This is a genomic window from Amycolatopsis suaedae (assembly GCF_004214935.1).
Taxonomy (GTDB): domain Bacteria; phylum Actinomycetota; class Actinomycetes; order Mycobacteriales; family Pseudonocardiaceae; genus Amycolatopsis; species Amycolatopsis suaedae.
In genome coordinates this window covers 358,675-375,395 of the sequence record NZ_SFCC01000006.1, presented here as the reverse complement: position 1 = coordinate 375,395, position 16,721 = coordinate 358,675, and the positions used below count along the sequence as shown (strand labels likewise).

At 72.0% G+C, this 16,721-nt stretch carries 14 protein-coding genes; 6 read left to right on the top strand and 8 right to left on the bottom strand.

The genetic code is table 11. From position 1 onward, the window contains the following. The first annotated feature begins 78 nt into the window (after window positions 1-78). Genes EWH70_RS14295 through EWH70_RS14285 form a run of 3 tightly spaced genes read left to right on the top strand, consistent with a single transcriptional unit; the run spans window position 79 to window position 3,019 of the window. Window positions 79-1,158, top strand: a complete 1,080-nt coding sequence (locus EWH70_RS14295; protein ID WP_130475835.1) for a LolA family protein — start codon at window positions 79-81, stop codon at window positions 1,156-1,158. Further along, window positions 1,155-2,144: an ABC transporter ATP-binding protein gene (locus EWH70_RS14290; RefSeq protein ID WP_130475834.1), complete on the top strand. Its 990-nt coding sequence runs from the start codon at window positions 1,155-1,157 to the stop codon at window positions 2,142-2,144. Before EWH70_RS14295 ends, EWH70_RS14290 begins: the two co-directional genes overlap by 4 nt. Then, complete coding sequence (locus tag EWH70_RS14285; RefSeq protein WP_130475905.1) at window positions 2,144-3,019, top strand: ABC transporter permease; 876 nt, start codon at window positions 2,144-2,146, stop codon at window positions 3,017-3,019. The genes EWH70_RS14290 and EWH70_RS14285 overlap by 1 nt, the downstream gene beginning before the upstream one ends. On the opposite strand, the gene EWH70_RS14280 is transcribed toward EWH70_RS14285, so the two are convergent. From EWH70_RS14280 to EWH70_RS14270, 3 genes are read right to left on the bottom strand one after another with little or no spacing between them, the layout of a single operon-like run. After that, entirely contained in the window at window positions 3,003-4,019 is a 1,017-nt protein-coding gene (locus EWH70_RS14280) for an ABC transporter ATP-binding protein (RefSeq protein ID WP_130475906.1), read from the bottom strand. The two genes, EWH70_RS14285 and EWH70_RS14280, sit on opposite strands and share 17 nt — an antisense overlap. Further along, a complete protein-coding gene (locus EWH70_RS14275; protein ID WP_240686976.1) occupies window positions 4,016-5,608 on the bottom strand; it encodes an ABC transporter permease in 1,593 nt (530 codons plus the stop codon). The genes EWH70_RS14280 and EWH70_RS14275 overlap by 4 nt, the downstream gene beginning before the upstream one ends. Beyond that, the gene (locus EWH70_RS14270) at window positions 5,584-6,636 is read right to left on the bottom strand and encodes a thiamine ABC transporter substrate-binding protein (protein WP_130475833.1); all 1,053 of its coding nucleotides are present in this window, start codon (window positions 6,634-6,636) and stop codon (window positions 5,584-5,586) included. Before EWH70_RS14270 ends, EWH70_RS14275 begins: the two co-directional genes overlap by 25 nt. Window positions 6,637-6,693: 57 nt before the next feature. On the opposite strand from EWH70_RS14270, the gene EWH70_RS14265 reads away from it, so the two are divergent. Then, window positions 6,694-6,987: a 4a-hydroxytetrahydrobiopterin dehydratase gene (locus EWH70_RS14265; protein ID WP_130475832.1), complete on the top strand. Its 294-nt coding sequence runs from the start codon at window positions 6,694-6,696 to the stop codon at window positions 6,985-6,987. Between the two features lie 212 nt (window positions 6,988-7,199). Here the strand turns inward: EWH70_RS14265 and EWH70_RS14260 are convergent, their stop codons facing one another. The 3 genes from EWH70_RS14260 to ychF all read right to left on the bottom strand — a co-directional run bounded on the left by EWH70_RS14260 (window position 7,200) and on the right by ychF (window position 9,938). Beyond that, window positions 7,200-7,400, bottom strand: coding sequence for a CopG family transcriptional regulator (locus tag EWH70_RS14260; protein WP_130475831.1), 201 nt, complete (start codon window positions 7,398-7,400; stop codon window positions 7,200-7,202). A 152-nt stretch (window positions 7,401-7,552) separates the two neighbouring features. Further along, the gene (locus tag EWH70_RS14255; protein WP_130475830.1) at window positions 7,553-8,782 is read right to left on the bottom strand and encodes a Fic family protein; all 1,230 of its coding nucleotides are present in this window, start codon (window positions 8,780-8,782) and stop codon (window positions 7,553-7,555) included. 73 nt (window positions 8,783-8,855) lie between these two features. After that, window positions 8,856-9,938, bottom strand: coding sequence for a redox-regulated ATPase YchF (ychF, locus tag EWH70_RS14250; RefSeq protein WP_130475829.1), 1,083 nt, complete (start codon window positions 9,936-9,938; stop codon window positions 8,856-8,858). A gap of 48 nt (window positions 9,939-9,986) precedes the next feature. On the opposite strand from ychF, the gene EWH70_RS14245 reads away from it, so the two are divergent. Then, window positions 9,987-11,522: a DNA-3-methyladenine glycosylase 2 gene (locus tag EWH70_RS14245; protein ID WP_130475828.1), complete on the top strand. Its 1,536-nt coding sequence runs from the start codon at window positions 9,987-9,989 to the stop codon at window positions 11,520-11,522. Here EWH70_RS14245 and EWH70_RS14240 read toward each other — a convergent pair. Both EWH70_RS14240 and EWH70_RS14235 read right to left on the bottom strand, forming a co-directional pair. Continuing rightward, entirely contained in the window at window positions 11,519-14,464 is a 2,946-nt protein-coding gene (locus EWH70_RS14240) for an AAA family ATPase (RefSeq protein ID WP_130475827.1), read from the bottom strand. The two genes, EWH70_RS14245 and EWH70_RS14240, sit on opposite strands and share 4 nt — an antisense overlap. Then, on the bottom strand, window positions 14,461-15,612 hold the full coding sequence (locus tag EWH70_RS14235; RefSeq protein ID WP_130475826.1) for an exonuclease SbcCD subunit D: 1,152 nt from the start codon (window positions 15,610-15,612) through the stop codon (window positions 14,461-14,463). Before EWH70_RS14235 ends, EWH70_RS14240 begins: the two co-directional genes overlap by 4 nt. 142 nt (window positions 15,613-15,754) lie before the next feature. On the opposite strand from EWH70_RS14235, the gene rmuC reads away from it, so the two are divergent. After that, window positions 15,755-16,672 (top strand): DNA recombination protein RmuC, encoded by a 918-nt coding sequence (gene rmuC / locus EWH70_RS14230; RefSeq protein WP_130475825.1) that lies wholly within the window; start codon window positions 15,755-15,757, stop codon window positions 16,670-16,672. Window positions 16,673-16,721 lie beyond the last annotated feature (49 nt).

Below are 16,721 nucleotides of genomic sequence, written 5' to 3'. Positions count from 1 at the left end.
CCCATCTCAGCCCTGAGAGGGAAGCCTGAGTAGCGGGAATCCTCCACACTGGGAGCAGCAGACGACAGGGAGTAGCACATGCAACCGAGGAAGAAGGCACTCATCGCCGCGGCGGTGGGCACCGTACTCGGCGTAACCGGCCTGACCTTCGTGGCCATGCCGGCCGGTGCGAACGAGCAGCCACCGGAGCTGCCGGCCGTCAGCGCCGAAGGCCTGGTCCAGTCCGTCGCCACCGCCAAGGCTCCGGCGCTGCGGGGGACGGTGGCCGTCAACGAGTCGCTCGGCCTGCCCGCCGGGCTGCCCGGCGTCGGCTCGCTGGACCTGCAGGACGCCCGGGTCTGGCACGACGGCCAGGGCCGCAACCGCCTCGCCCTCAAGCAGGGCAGCGGCGAGCACACGGTGGTGCAGGACGGCGCGACCGTGTGGCGCTACGACTCCGGCGACAACACCGCCACCAAGCTCACCCTGCCCGCCGGCAAGCAGCAGCAGCGCGAGGCCGAGGCCGGGGACCCGGCCGCGATGGCCACCCAGCTGCTCGGTGCGATCCGGGAGAGCAGCACGGTCTCCGTCGACGGGACCGCGCGGGTCGCCGACCGGGCCGCCTACGAGCTGGTGCTGACGCCGAAGCCGGAGGAGCGCACGCTGCTGCGTGAGGTCCGGGTCGCGGTCGACGAGCAGACCAGGCTCCCGCTGCGGCTGAAGGTGCTGACCAACGGCACCACCGAGCCCGCGTTCGAGGTGGCGTTCACCGAGTTCGTGGTCGAGCCGCAGCCCGCGGACCTGTTCACGTTCACCCCGCCGGCCGGGGCGAAGGTGACCGACAAGGCCGTCGAGGACCACCAGCCGGGCGAGGCGGGCAAGCTCGCCGAGCAGCTCGCGCCGAAGACGGTCGGCACCGGCTGGGACACCGTCCTGACCGGCACGCTGCCCGCGGACGCGCTGCCCGGCGGGAAGCTGCCGCAGAGCGTGCCCGGTGAGCGTGGCGCGGTCGACGTCCGGCAGCTGCTCGGCCAGTTCGCCAAGCCGGTGTCCGGTCCGTTCGGTACCGGCCACGTGGTGACCACGAAGGTCGGCACCGCCCTGCTCACCGACGACGGCAGGTTCGCCGCGGGGGCCGTGCCGGAGCAGGTCCTGATCGAGGCACTGAGCGCGAAGTGAGCACACTCTCCACGGAGACGGCAACGGCCGGCGGGGGCGCCCCGCCGGCCGTGTCGCTCGCGGCGCGGACCAGGGGGCTGCGCAAGCTGTACCGCAGCACGGTGGCCGTCGACCACGTCGATCTCGACGTGCCGGCGGGCGCCGTGCTCGGGATGCTCGGCCCCAACGGCTCGGGCAAGACGACGACCATCCGGATGCTGCTGGGACTCGTCCGGCCGACGGCCGGCGAGGTCGAGCTGCTCGGCCACGCCATGCCCGACGAGGCAGGCAAGGCACTGCCCGACGTGGGTGCGCTCGTCGAAGGGCCGGGGTTCCACCCGTTCCTCTCCGGCAGGGAGAACCTGCACCGCCTGGCCGCCGCCGAACCCCGGTTGTCCACTTCGGACATCCCGGGCGCGGTGGACGGCGCGCTGGAGCGGGTCAACCTGACCGACGCGGCCAACCGCCGTTACCGCGGGTACTCGCTCGGCATGAAGCAACGGCTCGGCCTGGCGGCGGCGCTGCTGGTGCCGCGCCGGATGGTGGTGCTTGACGAGCCGACGAACGGCCTGGACCCGGCGGGAACCAGGGAGATCCGCAAGATCATCGCGGAACTGCACGCGTCGGGGGTGACCGTCGTGGTGTCGTCGCACCTGCTCGCCGAGGTCGAGGCCACCTGCACGCATGTCGCGGTGCTGCACGCGGGCACCGTGGTCGCGCAGGGCGAGCTGGAGGAGCTGCTCAACTCCGGCTCCCCCGCGCTGCTGGTGTCCACACCGGACACCGAGAAGGCCATCGAAACCCTGCGGGAGAGCCGGATTCCCAGCCGGCTCACGCCGGAGGGCATCCGGGCCGACCTCAGCACGAGCAGCGCGCCCGAGGTGCTGGAGATCCTGGTCAAGGCCGGCGTGCCGGTGTACGAGGCTCGACGGGCCCGCACCGGCCTGGAGGACGTGTTCGCCCGGCTGACCCAGGACGAGCCCGTCGACGAGGAGGCCGGCCGATGATGACGACAGCCACGGCACCGGCCGGGCCGGTCCGCACGATCGGCGTCGCCCGGCTGCTGCGGTCGGAGCTGCGCTGGATCTTCCGCAGGCCCCGCACGATCGTCGTGCTCGCGTTGCTGGCGGTCATGCCGGTGATCATCGGGATCGGCCTGGCCGTCGTCGGCGGTCCGACCGGGCGCGGTGGCGGCGAGGACGGCGCCAACGGCGGCGGCGAGACGCTGCTGGCCGCGGCCGTCGGCAACGCGCTGGTGCTGCCGATCGCCGCGCTGGGCATCGGCATGGGCCTGCTGCTGCCGCTGGTGGCGGCGATGGCGGGCGCCGACGCGATCGCAGGCGAGGCGTCCCACGGCACGTTGCGCGGGTGGCTGGTCGCGCCGGTGAGCCGGGGCAGGCTGCTGGCCGTCAAGACGCTCGGCGTCGGTGTGGTGACGCTGGTCGCGGTGACGTTGATGGCGGTGTCCGGCGTGATCACCGGGCTGGTCCTGAACGGGCCGGACGCGGTGTTCACGCTGTCCGGCACGTCACTGGGCTTCGGTGGCGTGGTCGGCAAGATCGCGTTGAGCGTGCTGTGGGTGACCCTGCAGATGTGGGGGGTCGGCGCGGTGGCGCTGGCGATCTCCACCTGCACCGAGCACCCGATGCTGGTGGTCGTCTCGGTGCTCGGCGGCATGATCGTGTTCTCGATGCTGCGCCTGCTGGACGCGCTGGACTGGCTGCACCCCTTCCTGCTCAACGAGTCGTTCATCGCGCTCGGCGACGTGCTGCGCGACCCGGTGCCGGCGTCCGGCCTGGTGGAAGGCGCCGTGCGGGCGGGCTGTTACCTGGTGATCGGGCTGTCGCTGGCCTACGCCCGGCTGATCACGAAGGACGGGTGATCGCCACCCCGTCCGGGTCGGCCGTGAGCCGGACGGGGTCGCCCGGTGCCGGGTCGGCCAGCACCGGGGCCATGGCCTGGACGACCAGGCCCTCGGCGACCCGGACGGTCAGCCGCAGGTGGTCGCGGCGGTGTGCCAGCGAGACCACCTCCCCCGCGATGTCGCCGCCCGCGTCGAGCCGCAGGGCGCCGGGACGCAGTCCGAGCCGGACCGGCCCGTCTTCCACGTTCATGCTCAGCGTGCCCAGCGGTGAGGTCACCACTCCGTCCGCCGCGTGGGCGTCGACCACCGTGGTCACCCCGAGGAACCGCGCGACCCGGTCGTCTGCCGGGCGGCGCCACACCTCGCGTACCGGCCCGGCCTGCAGGATCCGTCCCCCGTCGAGCACGGCCACCCGGTCGGCGAGGGCGAACGCCTCCTCCTGGTCGTGGGTGACCAGCAGCGTGCTCACACCGGCCGCACGCAGCAGCCCGGCGAGGTCAACGGCCAGCTGTTCGCGCAGCTCGGCGTCCACACCGGACAGTGGTTCGTCGAGCAGCAGCAGCCGGGGCCGCGGCGCGAGCGCCCTGGCCAGTGCCACGCGCTGGGCCTGGCCTCCGGACAGCTCCGTCACCCGCCGCCGCTCGTAGCCGGCCAGGCCGACCAGCTCCAGCAGCTCGCGGACGCGCGCGGCCCGTTCCTCGCGGGAGGCGCCGTGCATGCGCGGGCCGAACGCGACGTTGCCCGCGACGTCGCGGTGCGGGAACAGCTGGCCGTCCTGGAAGACCAGGCCGAACCCGCGGCGGTGCACCGGCGTGGTGGCGAGGTCGGTGCCGTCCCAGGCCACCGTGCCGCCGGTCAGCGGTTCCAGGCCCGCGATGCCGCGCAGCAGCGTCGACTTTCCCGAACCGGACGGCCCGAGCAGCGCGAACACCTCGCCGTCGCCGATCTCCAGCGACGCGCCGGACACGGCCTCGAACGTTCCATAATGGACAGTAACGTCAGTGACGGTGAGCATCAGAACTCCCCGACCGCGCTCTGGCCGGCCCGTAGCCGGTCGATCACCAGCACCACGGCTCCGGTCACCACCATCAGCAGCACGCAGGAAGCGTAGGCCAGCTGGCTGTTGAGCTGTCCCGGCCGTCCGGCCAGCTCCGCGATCAGCACCGGCAGGGTCGGCGCCTCCGGCCGGGCCAGGAAGCTCGTCGCGCCGAACTCGCCGAGCGCGACCACGTACCCGAACCCGGCCGCGGCGACCAGCGACCGCAACGTCAGCGGCAGGTCGACCTCGCGCCACACCCGCAACGGCCCGGCGCCGAGCGTCGCGGCCGCCTGCCGCAGGCGTTCGTCGACCGAGCGCAGCACCGGCAGCACCATCCGGATGACCAGCGGGATGATCACCAGGGCCTGCGCCAGCGGCACGAGCAGCGGTGACGTGCGCAGGTCGCCGGGCAGATCGTCCAGCGTGACGAGGTAGCCGAAGCCGACCGTCACCGCCGACACGCCGAGCGGCAGCATCAGCGCGCCGTCCAGCACCTCACCGGCCACGCGAGCCGAACGCCGCAGCGACACGATCACCACCGAGGCCAGCACCCCGACGATCAACGCGAGCACGGTGGCGTCGAAGGCGGTCCGCAGCGAGTTCAGCGCCGCGTCCCAGGCCGGGACGCCCTCGCCCGTGCCGGTGAACGCCCGGTAACCGGCCAGGCTCCAGCCGTCCACTCCGGACAGCGAGCGCAGCACGAGCCCGGCGATCGGCACCGCGAGCAGGACCAGCACGCCCCCCGCCGCGGCGACCACCCACCACTCGCCGCCCGCGGGCCGCCGGGCCGTGCGGGTGCTGGGCCGCAGGCGAAGGGCCGTCTCCCGGCGTCGCCGGGCCCGCGCGCCGACGGCCAGTGCCGCGATGACGGCTGCCAGCTGGACCAGGGACAGCGCCGCCGCGCCGGGCAGGTCGAACAGGTTGACCGTGCGCAGGTAGATCTCGGTTTCCAGGGTGCGCAGCGTGCCGCCGCCGAGGATCAGCACGACGCCGAAACTGGTGGAGCAGAACAGGAACACGACCGCCGCCGCGGACCCGACCGCCGGCATGATGGCCGGCAGCGTCACCGTCCGGAACGCGGTGAACGCCGATGCGCCCAGTACCCGCGCCGCCTCCTCGCCACCGCGGTCGAGGTGCGCCCACAGGCCGCCGACCGTCCGCGCCACGACGGCGATGTTGAAGAACGTGTTGGCCAGCACGATCGACGTGAGCCCGCCGTCCGGCCACAGCGCCCGGAAGGCCAGGCCGACCACGACCGTCGGCAGCACGAACGGCACCAACAGCAGGCTGCGGACGGCGGCGACGCCGGGCAGGCGCAGCCGGGCCAGGACGTAGGCCACGGGCAGGCCGGCGAGCACGGCCAGCACGGTGGAGGCGGCGGCCTGCGTGACCGTGAACGCGGCCAGCCGCCACGTCTCGCCCTCGGCGAGGGCTTCGCCGACACCGCCGTCGGCGAAGCCGAGCCCGACGATCGCGGCGACCGGCCAGATGAAGAAGAGTGCGAGGAAACCGATGGGCAGGGCCGCGAGCAGGCCCAGCCCGGTCAGCGTTCGACGATTCCGCGCCACTGCTCGACCCAGCGCTCCCGGCCCGCCTGGATCTGCTCGCCCGGCATCGTCACCGGGTTGGGCGGGAGCGGCGCGGCCTGCGTCCACGCGGCGGGAAGCGGGACGCCCTCCCGGGCGGGGTAGACGTACATCGTGTCCGCGACGGTGGCCTGGAACTGCTGGGACAGCAGGAAGTCCACCACCTTGCCGGCCTTGTCGACCTGCTTGCCGCCCGCCAGGACCCCGGCGTACTCGACCTGCCGGAAGCAGGTGTCGAGCAGCGCCTTCGTCCGCGGCTTGCCGTCCTCGCCGACCTCGGCCGCGGGCGATGACGCGTAGGACACGACGATCGGGCGTGGTCCCTTGCCTGCCGAGCCGGAGAACTCCTGGCTGTAGGCGACCTCCCAGCCCGCGACGGCCTTCGTGCCGTTCTGCTTGAGCTTCTCCCAGTAGCCTGCCCAGCCCTGCTCGCCGTACTTGGCGACGGTGGCCAGCAGGAACGCCAGACCGGGCGACGAGGTGGCGGGGTTCTCGACGACCAGCAGGTCGCGGTAACGCGGGTCGGCCAGGTCGTCGAACGTCTTGGGCTCGGGCAGGTTGCGCTGGGCGAACCACTGGACGTCGATGTTGACGCAGACGTCGCCGACGTCGACCGCGGACAGCCGGTGCTGCGGGTCGATGGCGTAGCGCTGCGAGCCGCGGTCGGCCTCGGGGCTGGTGTAGGGCTCGAAGACGCCCTCGGCCAGCGCCCGGGACGCGAACGTCGTGTCGACGCCGAAGGCGACGTCGGCGATGGGATTGGCCTTGGTCAGCACCAGCTTGTTGGTCAGCGCGCCGGCGTCGCCCTCCTTGAGCACCTCGATCTTGATGCCGGACTGGCGCTCGAAGGCGTCGAGGATCTCCTGCTGCGCGTTCCACGACTGGTGGGTGACCAGCTTGATCGTGGTCGGGCCGGCGGGGTCGTCGCCGGAGCTGGAGAAGAGCGTGCACCCGGCGGTCAGCGTGCCGACCACGCCGAGCGCGACGACGACGCGCGCCGTGCTGATCATGGTCCTCCCTCTGGTGGCGAAGGTGCAGCGTACCGGTCGAGGGACCACCATGGAGGCATGTCGGAACTTTTGAGTGATCAAGACGTCGCCGCCGCGCTGGAGCACCTGCCGTCGTGGACCAGGGACGGTGACTCGATCGTGCGCACGGCGAAGCTGCCCAGCTTCCCGCAGGCGATCGCCGTGGTGAACCGGATCGCGGAGCTGGCGGAGAGCGTCAACCACCACCCGGACATCGACATCCGCTGGCGGACGCTGACGCTGCGGCTGAGTACGCACTCCGAGGGCGGCCTGACCGGCAAGGACACGGCGCTGGCGGCGCAGATCGACGACGCGGTGGACGCGCTGTCGTGAGTTCGGCCACACGGCCCGCCGCGCCGTAACACCGGGCATGATCCAAGCGCTGTGACGGGTGGAAACGCCAGTTCAGAGCTGTTGGGAATGCCGAATGAACACCGCCACCGTCCTCACCCCCGCCCAGCGCGCCATGGTCACCACCCTGGCGACGGCGATCACGATGCTGCTCGTGCTCGCGCTGGCAGTCCTGGGCTGAGCCTGTACCTCGGTCACCGTGCCAGGCGGCCGAGAAGCGAGCCGTACCGCTCGCGCCCTTCACGGGACAGCTGAATCCGCTCGGTCTGGACCCGGCGAGCAGCAGTGGCGGTGATCGCGCGGACGGCCGCCTCATGCTTGCTCACGCCGTCAGCCTCGGCGAGCAAGGCCAGTGCTCGCTCCTGTTCCTCGGTCAGCCGCAGTGTCATGGCCATGATCTCGATGCTACGACTTCGGTAGCACGGTTGGGACTACCGCGGCCTACAGCCGACCGACGACGAGGTCACCTGCGGCCGTTGCGACGGGATCATCGCCCGCCGCCGGCCACCAGAGGGACAGCTGACCTTGTTCTGAACGAACACCCTCGCTATTCGCTACGACGCATCGCCCGGGCCGCGAACGAGTCCAAGGCACCTGTGACGTCTTTGGCGTGCCACATCCTGTTTCGGTTGAAGCCCGTGAACTCGGTCAGGATTCCGGCATCGACGAGCGGCCCAATCGCCCTACCCGCATTTGCCGGAGAGATGCCCAGTTCCGACGCCGCAGTCCGCGCATCGATCACGGGCTGCCGGAGCAGGACGTCGACCAGTCGCCGAGCTGCCGATCCGCGTCGAGAGCGCAGTCGCTCACTCCACTCTTCGCGGACCTTTCGGAGATCGGAAACGAGCTTGCTCCCGTTTTCGATGGCAGACATCGCCGCACGAGACATCGTCTCGACGATGGGCGAGACGTCCCCGTCCCGATAGGCGTCCAGGGTGTCGAAGTAGTGCCTGGTGTCACTGAGCAAGCCCGCCGATACCGGCACGGTGACGTTCCGGGTGAGTCCTCGCCCCAGGATCATCGACTGCACCAACGCACGACCCGTGCGCCCGTTGCCGTCTGGGAACGGGTGGATGGTTTCGAACTGGGCGTGTGCGATCGCCACCAGTGCCATGGGTTGAATGTCGGCTCGACGAGTGAACGCTACGAGGTCGTCCATCAACGCCGGTACGTTCTGAGCAATAGGAGCGACATAGTCAGCGTCATGGGGGCCGATCTTGGACCCACCGATCCACACCGCGCTCTCACGCCATTTTCCCGCGATGTCGGGATCATGCTCAGCCATCAGCGCGCGGTGCATCGCCAGGATCGCGTCGGCGTCCAACCGGTCCGCTAGCACGATCGCCGCCTTCATCGCCTCGACATTGCCGACGATTTCGGTCGCGTTTCGCTTCTCCCGGCTGCCCAGTTCCGCGAGTGCGATCTGCTTCGCCCCCGAGGACAGGTTCTCGATCTGCGAAGATGACGCCGATTCCGAGCGCAGCAGGATCGCGGAAAATGGCGCGACCTCGGCGCCGAGATCGGCATCGAACCGAGTAATGGCGAGGCTGGCCTCGGCAGCTATCGCCGTCGTCTCGGCAGAGAGTGCGGGAACCCTGTCCGCGATCAACGGAACAACCGCGGCACGGTACGGCCCCTGATACCGCTCACGCTGTGGGCGCGTCAGCAGGTCAGCAGCGATTGCCGGGCGCCACGGCACCGGCTCGCTGGAGATCGCCGGCCAGCCACCGGCCGCCTCGACCCCCTCCGGGTCTGGACGAGACCCAAGTGAAGGCATACACCCATCATACCTTCACTTACCGAATAAGTGAAGGTATGGCCGCCCCTTATCTTCACTTACGCGGGCGCGGTCAGACGTTGAAGCGGAACTCCACCACGTCGCCGTCGGACATGACGTAGTCCTTGCCCTCCATGCGGACCTTGCCCGCGGACCGGGCCGCCGCCATCGAGCCGGCCTCGATCAGGTCGTCGAACGACACGACCTCGGCCTTAATGAAGCCGCGCTCGAAGTCCGTGTGGATCACGCCTGCCGCCTGCGGCGCCGTCGCGCCCTGCGGGATCGTCCACGCCCGCGACTCCTTCGGCCCCGCCGTCAAGTAGGTCTGCAGGCCCAGCGTGTGGAACCCGGCGCGGGCCAGCGCGTGCAGGCCCGGCTCCTCCTGGCCGACGGACTCCAGCAGCTCGCGCACGGACTCCTCGTCGTCCAGTTCCAGCAGCTCGGCCTCGACCTTCGCGTCGAGGAACACCGCGTCCGCGGGGGCGACGAGCTTGGTCAGCTCCTCCCGCCGCGCCTGGTCGGACAGGACGCCCTCGTCGGCGTTGAACACGTACAGGAACGGCTTCGTGGTGAGCAGGCTCAGCTCCCGCACCAGCGCGCCGTCGAACTCACCCTGCGCGGAAAACAGCGTCCGGCCGCCGTCGAGGATCTCCTTGGCCTGCTGCGCGGCCTCCAGCGCGGGCCGGTTCTCCTTCTTCGTCCGCGCTTCCTTCTCCAGCCGCGGCAGCGCCTTCTCCAGCGTCTGCAGGTCGGCGAGGATCAGTTCGGTGTTGATCGTCTCGATGTCCGACGACGGGTCGATGCGGCCGTCGACGTGCACGACGTCGGGGTCGTCGAACACGCGGATGACCTGGCAGATGGCGTTGGCCTCGCGGATGTTGGCGAGGAACTTGTTGCCCAGCCCCGCGCCCTCCGACGCGCCCTTCACGATGCCCGCGATGTCCACAAAGGACACAACGGCGGGCACGGTCTTGGCCGAGTCGAACACTTCCGCGAGCTTGTCCAGCCTCGGATCGGGCAGCGGCACGACGCCGACGTTGGGCTCGATCGTGGCGAACGGGTAGTTCGCGGCGAGCACGTCGTTGCGCGTGAGCGCGTTGAACAGGGTGGACTTGCCGACGTTGGGCAGGCCGACGATACCGAGGGTGAGACTCACGGCAGGCCAGTCTACGTGCCACCCCCGCACACCCCGTCGGCGGCTGTCATGGCGGATTTCCGCCAGTCGGGCGACCCGGCCGGTGGCACTATCGACCTCGTGACCACGCTGACCAGGACCGAACCGCTCTGGCGGGATACCGAGCGCTGCTACCGGGCGGTCGCCTCGCGTGACTCCCGCTTCGACGGCCAGTTCGTCATGGCCGTACGCACCACCGGGATCTACTGCCGCCCGTCCTGCCCGGCGATCACGCCCAAACCGGACAACGTCCGCTTCTACCCGACGTCCGCGGCCGCGCAGTCCGGCGGCTACCGCGCGTGCCGGCGTTGCCTGCCCGACGCCGTGCCCGGCTCACCGGAGTGGAACGTCCGCGCCGATCTGGCCGCCCGCGCGATGCGGCTGATCGCCGACGGCACGGTCGAGCGTGAGGGCGTCCCCGGCCTTGCCAGCAGGCTCGGCTACTCCGAGCGTCAGCTCGGCCGGGTGCTGACCGCGGAGCTGGGCGCCGGTCCGCTCGCGCTGGCCAGGGCCCACCGCGCCCACTCCGCCCGGCTGCTGATCGAGATGTCCGACATGCCGCTGGCCGACGTCGCGTTCGCCGCCGGATTCGCCAGCATCCGCCAGTTCAACGACACGGTGCGCGAGGTGTTCGCCACGACACCGTCCGGACTACGCGAGTCGGCGAGCAGGCGGCGGCTGCCCGCCGAGGCCGCGCCGAGCAGCGGCACGCGGCTTGTGCTGCGGCTGCCGTACCGGCCACCGTTCGACGCGAACGGCCTGCTCACGTTCTTCGGCGACCGTGCCGTGCCCGGCGTCGAGGAGGTCACCGAGACCGGTTACGCCCGGACGCTGCGCCTGCCGCACGGCGCGGCGACGGTACGGCTGACGCCGTCCGACGGGCACGTGCGCTGCGAACTGCACCTGGTCGACGTGCGGGACCTGGGCAGCGCCGTCGCCAGGGTCCGCAGGCTGTTCGACCTGGACGCGGACCCGCACGCGGTGGCAGGCGTCCTGGCCGCGGACCCCGCGCTGGCGCCGCTGGTCGCGGCGACCCCCGGCATCCGCGTGCCGGGCGCCGTCGACGGCGCCGAGCTGGTGCTGCGCGCGATGCTCGGGCAGCAGGTGTCGGTGGCCGCCGCCCGGACGGCGGCCGGGCGGCTGACGGCGGAGCTGGGCGAGCCGCTCGCGGTTCCGTCCGGCAGCCTGACCACGCTGTTCCCGACGGCAGAGGCGGTCGCCGAGCACGGCGCCGACGTACTGCGTGGGCCGCGGCGCCGTATCGAGTCGATCCAACGGGCCGCCGAGGCGATGGCACGGCACGAGGTGACCGTTCACGTGGGCAGGGACGCCGGGGAGCTGCGTGCCGAACTGCTGGAACTGCCCGGTATCGGGCCGTGGACGGCCGACTACGTGCTGACCCGCGTCCTCGGCGTTCCGGACCTCCTGCTGACCGGCGACCTGGTGCTGCGCAAGGGCGCTGCCGCCCTCGGGCTGCCGGACGACCCCGCCGGACTGGCCGAGCGGGCCCAGGCCTGGCGGCCATGGCGGTCCTACGCCGGGATGTACCTGTGGCGAGCCGCTTAGGCGACCAGCTCCAGCGACGATCCGGTGCGTGCCTTGCGTACCCGCAGCCGCGTCGGGATGCGCTGCCGCAGCTCCTCGACGTGTGACACCAGCCCGACCACCCGGCCACCGGCCCGCAGCTCGTCGAGGACGTTCATCACCGTGTCCAGCGTCTGCGAGTCGAGCGTGCCGAAGCCCTCGTCGATGAACAGCGTGTCGAGCTGGGCGCTGCCCGTCTCGGCCGCGACCACGTCGGCCAGCCCCAGCGCCAGCGCCAGCGATGCCAGGAACGACTCGCCGCCGGACAGCGTCTTGGCCGGCCGCACCGTGCCGGTGTAGTCGTCGAGGACGTCCAGCCCGAGGCCGCCGCGGGTGCCCCGCGCGCCCGCCGCGTCGGAGTGCACGAACGTGTAGCGGCCCTGGCTCATCACCCGCAGCCGGATGGTGGCCGCCTGGGCCACCTCCTCCAGCCGCGCCGCGAGGACGTAGGACCGCAACGACATGCGGCGCACGTTCTGCCCACGCCCGTTGACGACGTCGGTCAGTGCGTCCAGCTCGGCGACCTCGGCTTCGATGGGTTCCAGTGCGGCCCGTGCGGCTGCCCACCGTTTCGCCAGCCGGTCCAGCTCGGCGGCCAGCGCCGTCGCCGCCCGGTGCTCGGCGACCGCCGACTCCGCGTGCTCACGTGCCCGCTCCGCCGCGGCGGCCGCGGCGTCGACGTCCACCACCTCGTCACCGGTGATGCCGAACAGCTCCGGTTCGCCGAGCACGGCACGCGCCGCCGCCTCGGCCTGGTCCGCCTCGGCGATCCGGGCCTCCAGCTCGGCGACCTCCTCCTCGGAACGCATCGCGGACAGCGCCCGCTTGAGCGTGCGGAACTGCGCCCTGGCGACCGCCGCGTCCACTGCCTCGCGTTGCTCGGTGAGCCGCTGCTCGGCGTGTGCCCGATCGGCTCGCGCCTCGGCGAGTTCCTCCAGCGCGACTGCCTGCTCGAGCAGGTGCGCACGCCGGGCGGCGACGTCGGGATAGCTGCCCCTGGCCTTGTCCAGGCGAACGGTCCGTTCGGTGACGACCTGTTCGAGGTTTCGCCGTTCGGTCGCGGCGGTCGCGGCCGCACGCTCGGCGTCGGTGCGTTGATCGGACAGGCTGTCCGCCTCGGCGGCCAGCTCCCGCAGCCGCATCTCGTGCCACTCGTGCTCGGCGGCGACCTCGGCCAGCGCGGCCAGCTCCGCACGGACCTTGCCCAGCTCCGTGTCGAGCTGCTCGGCCGTGCGGCCGGCGAGCAGCTCCCGCAGCGTGACCAGGCGGGTGTCCGCCTCCTTCGCCGCGGCCGCGGCGGTCTCCCGGTCCTGCCGGGCGACGTGTTCGGCCTGCTCCGCGGCACGTTCCTCGGCGTCGCCGATCTGCTCCAGCCCCGGCCGGGCAGGCGCGGGATGGTCCTCCGAACCGCACACCGGGCAGGCGAACCCGTGGGCGAGCCCTTCCGCCAGCTCCGCGGCCATGCCGCGCAGGCGCCGTTCCCGCACGTCGAGCAGGTGCGCCCGGGCCGCCTGGTGTGCGTCGACGGCCTTGCTCAGCAGCTCGGCGGCGTCGCTGGCGGCACGCTCGACCTCGGGCAAGCGCCGCGCCTCGGTGAGCAGACCGGCCAGCTCGGCCTCCCGCGCCCGCGTGCCGTCGAGGCGGGCCCCGGCGGTGGCCGACGCGGCCAGCTTCCCCCGGACCTCCTCGGTGCGCGCCGGTAGCTCGGACAGGGTGCGCCCGAGCTGTGCGGCCCTGGCCAGCGCCTCCTTCGCGGCGCGTTCCAGTTCGCCGAGCCGGGCACGGTCGCCGTCCTGCTGCTCCGCCTCGGCGACCAGTCCGGCGAGGCCGCCCGCCTGCTCGCGCAGCGCGCCGGCGCGGGAACGCAACTCGGCAGCGGGTGTGTCGGGTTCCTTCAGCTTGCGGGCGAGCACGCGTTCGGCGGCCAGTGCCTGCTTGGCCCGCTCGGCCAGCCGGTCCGCCAGCCCGGCTGCCTCGGCGACCGGCGCGGCACGGCGAGCCGCGGCCAGCTCGGCGGCCCAGCGCCCGCGTTCGGGCCCCTGTTCGGTGACGGCACGCAGCGCCTCGGTCGCCACCCGGACCCGCCGGGCCTTCTCGGCGAGTTCGCGCCCCTGCAGCAGCTCGGTCTCGGCGTTGGCGCGAGCACGCTGGGCCTTGCGTTCGGCCTCTTCGGCGACGTCGCGTGCGCGAGCGGCCCGTTCGCGCAGCCCGGCTACCCAGTCGTCGTCGGCCTGATCCGGCGGTTCCTCGCCTGCCACCTGACCGATCCTCGCCGCCCACTCGCGCAGGGTGTGGCGACGTTCGTCGAGGACGTGTTTGCGCTCGACCCTGCGCTCCCGGAACCAGCGCTCGACCTCGCCGAACCGCCAGGTGCCGAACAACCGCTCCAGCAACTGCTCCCGCTCGGCCGTCTCCGCTCGCAGGAACCGCGCGAACTCACCCTGCGGCAACAGGACGACCTGGAAGAACTGCTCGGCGTTCAGCCCGAGCAGGCGGCCCACCGTGCGGGAGACCTCGTCGATGCGGGTGATGCCGTCGGCCGACTGGCCCGTTGGGGCGTCGCCGAGCCAGGTCAGCCAGGCCTTCGCCGGGCGCGTGGTGAACCCGGTGCCGTTGCGTTTGGGCCGTTCGTAGGCGGGACTGCGGGACAGCCGCAAGCGCTTGCCCTGCACGGTCAGTTCCAGCACGACCTCGGTCGCCGTGTCGGCGTCGGCCAGTTCGCAGCGCAACCGTTTCGCGTCCCCTCGCGCGCCCGGCACCACGCCGAACAGCGCGAAGGCGACGGCGTCGAGCAGTGTCGTCTTGCCCGCACCGGTGTCGCCGTGCAGCAGGAAGAGCCCGTCCATGCCGAGGCGGTCGAAGTCGACGACCTCCCGGTCCGGGTAGGGCCCGAACGCGGTGACCTCCAGCCGATGCAGTCTCATCCCGGCGGCTCGACCCTGCTGGCGGCCTCGAACGCGGCCCCCAGCAGCTCCTTCTCCGACTCGTTCGGCCCCGCACCTCGGCAGTCGGCCAGGAAACCGCTGCTGATCTCGATGTCCGACCGGCCCCGCACGGCGGTGGAGTATCGCAGCTCGGCGACCGCGCGCCCGCTCTCGGGTTGCCAGTCCAGGTGGACCGCGTAGGGGAACCGGTTACGCAGCTTGCGCATCGCGTCGAGCGGGCGGACGTCGTCGGTCAGCGTCACCGAAAGGTAGTGCTCCACAAGGGTTTCCAGCTCCGGGTCCTCGACCAGGTCGTCGAGCTTGCCGGTCACCGTGGACAGCGGGCGCGGCACGGGCAGCTCCCGCCTGCGGACCTCGGCGAGGCCACCCGCGTCGAGATCGACCAGCCAGACCGACTTGCGCTGCGTCGCCTCGGTGAACGAGTACGCGAGCGGGCTGCCGGAGTAACGCAGGTGTTCGGCGAGGGTCTGCGGACCGTGCAGGTGTCCCAGTGCCACGTAGTCGACGCCGTCGAACACAGCGCCGCCGACCTGCTCGACCCCGCCGACGGCGATGGGCCGCTCGGAGTCCGAGCCGACCCCACCGGTGACGAACGCGTGGGCGAGCACGATCGAACGCGTGCCTTCCGGCCTGGTGGCGAGGTCTTCGGTGATGCGGCGCATGGCCTCGGTAAGCACGCCGGTGTGACCGCGGGCCTCGATGCCGAGCGCGTGCCGCGCCGGTTCCGGTTCGAGGTACGGGATGCCGTAGACGGCGACCGGGCCGTGTTCGTCGGTGAACAACGCCGGCCGGTGCAGGCTGTCGATCGTGGTGCGCAGGTGCAGACCACCGGCTGCGGCGAACCCGGCGAGAGCGCCGAGCCGGGGCGCGGAGTCGTGGTTTCCCGAGGTGATCACCAGCTGGGCCCCCGCCGCGCGGATGGCCTCCAGCCCGCGGGTCGCGACCTCGACGGCCTCGGCCGACGGCACCGCGCGGTCGTAGACGTCCCCCGACACCAGGACGACGTCCACCGCCTCGCCGGCAACGAGCTCGGCGAGGTGGTTGAGGACGGTCTCCTGCTCGGCGAGCAGGTCGGCACCGTGGAAGCTCCGCCCGATGTGCCAGTCCGAGGTGTGCAGGACCCGCATGTCCTCAAGCTAAGGGCTCGCCCCGACCGAACCACGGACCCCCGGCCCGCGTGTCACTCGAACGTGTGTTCGATGATCGGATCGCGAGCATTCTGTCGGGCCCCTTCGCCATGATGGGCGTCGACAGGAAAGGGGGTGCCAGGTGGCCTCGACCGTGATCACCACGGCGGCTGTGGCCGTCGCCGTGGTGCTGGCGCTGGCGGTCGCGCTGGTGTGGCGGCTGTACAACGACAGCGTGCGCCGGGCCGACGCGGCGGCCAGGCAGATCGAGGCCGAACGGGCGAAGGTGGACGCCCAGCAGGCGTCGCTGCGGCGGTACGAGGTGGCGTTCGCGTCGATCAGCGGCAGGGGCGAGCTGGGCGAGCAGGTACTGGTCGAGACGGCGCGTGCGCTCGGTCTCCGGGAAGGGCTGCACTTCACGCTGCAGACGGACCTCGCGGGCGGCGGCGCCGCGAAGCCCGACCTGCTGCTGCGCGTCGGTGGTGACCGGACGGTGCCGGTCGACGCCAAGGCGAGCATGGCCTGCTGGGCGGAGGCCGTGGAGACCGACGACGCGGCCGAGCGGCTCGACGCGTTGCGGGTCCACGTGCGCAACCTCCGCTCGCGTGCGGCCGAACTGGCCGGCAAGGGCTACCAACGCTGGGCGGACGCGATCTACGGAACGATCATGTTCGTTCCGTCGGACGCGGCGGTGGTGGCTGCGCTCGACACCGACCCGGAGTTACTGCGCTGGATGCTCGACCGGCGAGTGTTCCTCTGCGGCCCCACGGGGTTCGCGGTGATCGCCTCCGCAGCGCTGTTCGCGGCCAGCGAGCGAGCCCTGGCCGACGACGTCGACCACCTGCGTGCGCATGCGGCGGCGGCGCACCGCATGGCGGGCAACGCGGTCGACGCCGTCAACCTGTCCAGCACCCACCTGCAGCGGTTCCTGTCAGCACGCAGGCGGGAGCTGGAGGCGCTGGAGAGCTTCCGCAGTTCGGTCACGCCGCTGACCGAGACGGCGGCCAGCCCGGCGCCAGTGCCACCCATCCGTAAGGGGGACGAGATGGCAGCAAGCTGACACACCCTCCCGGGGGAGGCAACCAAGAAGCCCGCTCATGCGCCCCAGT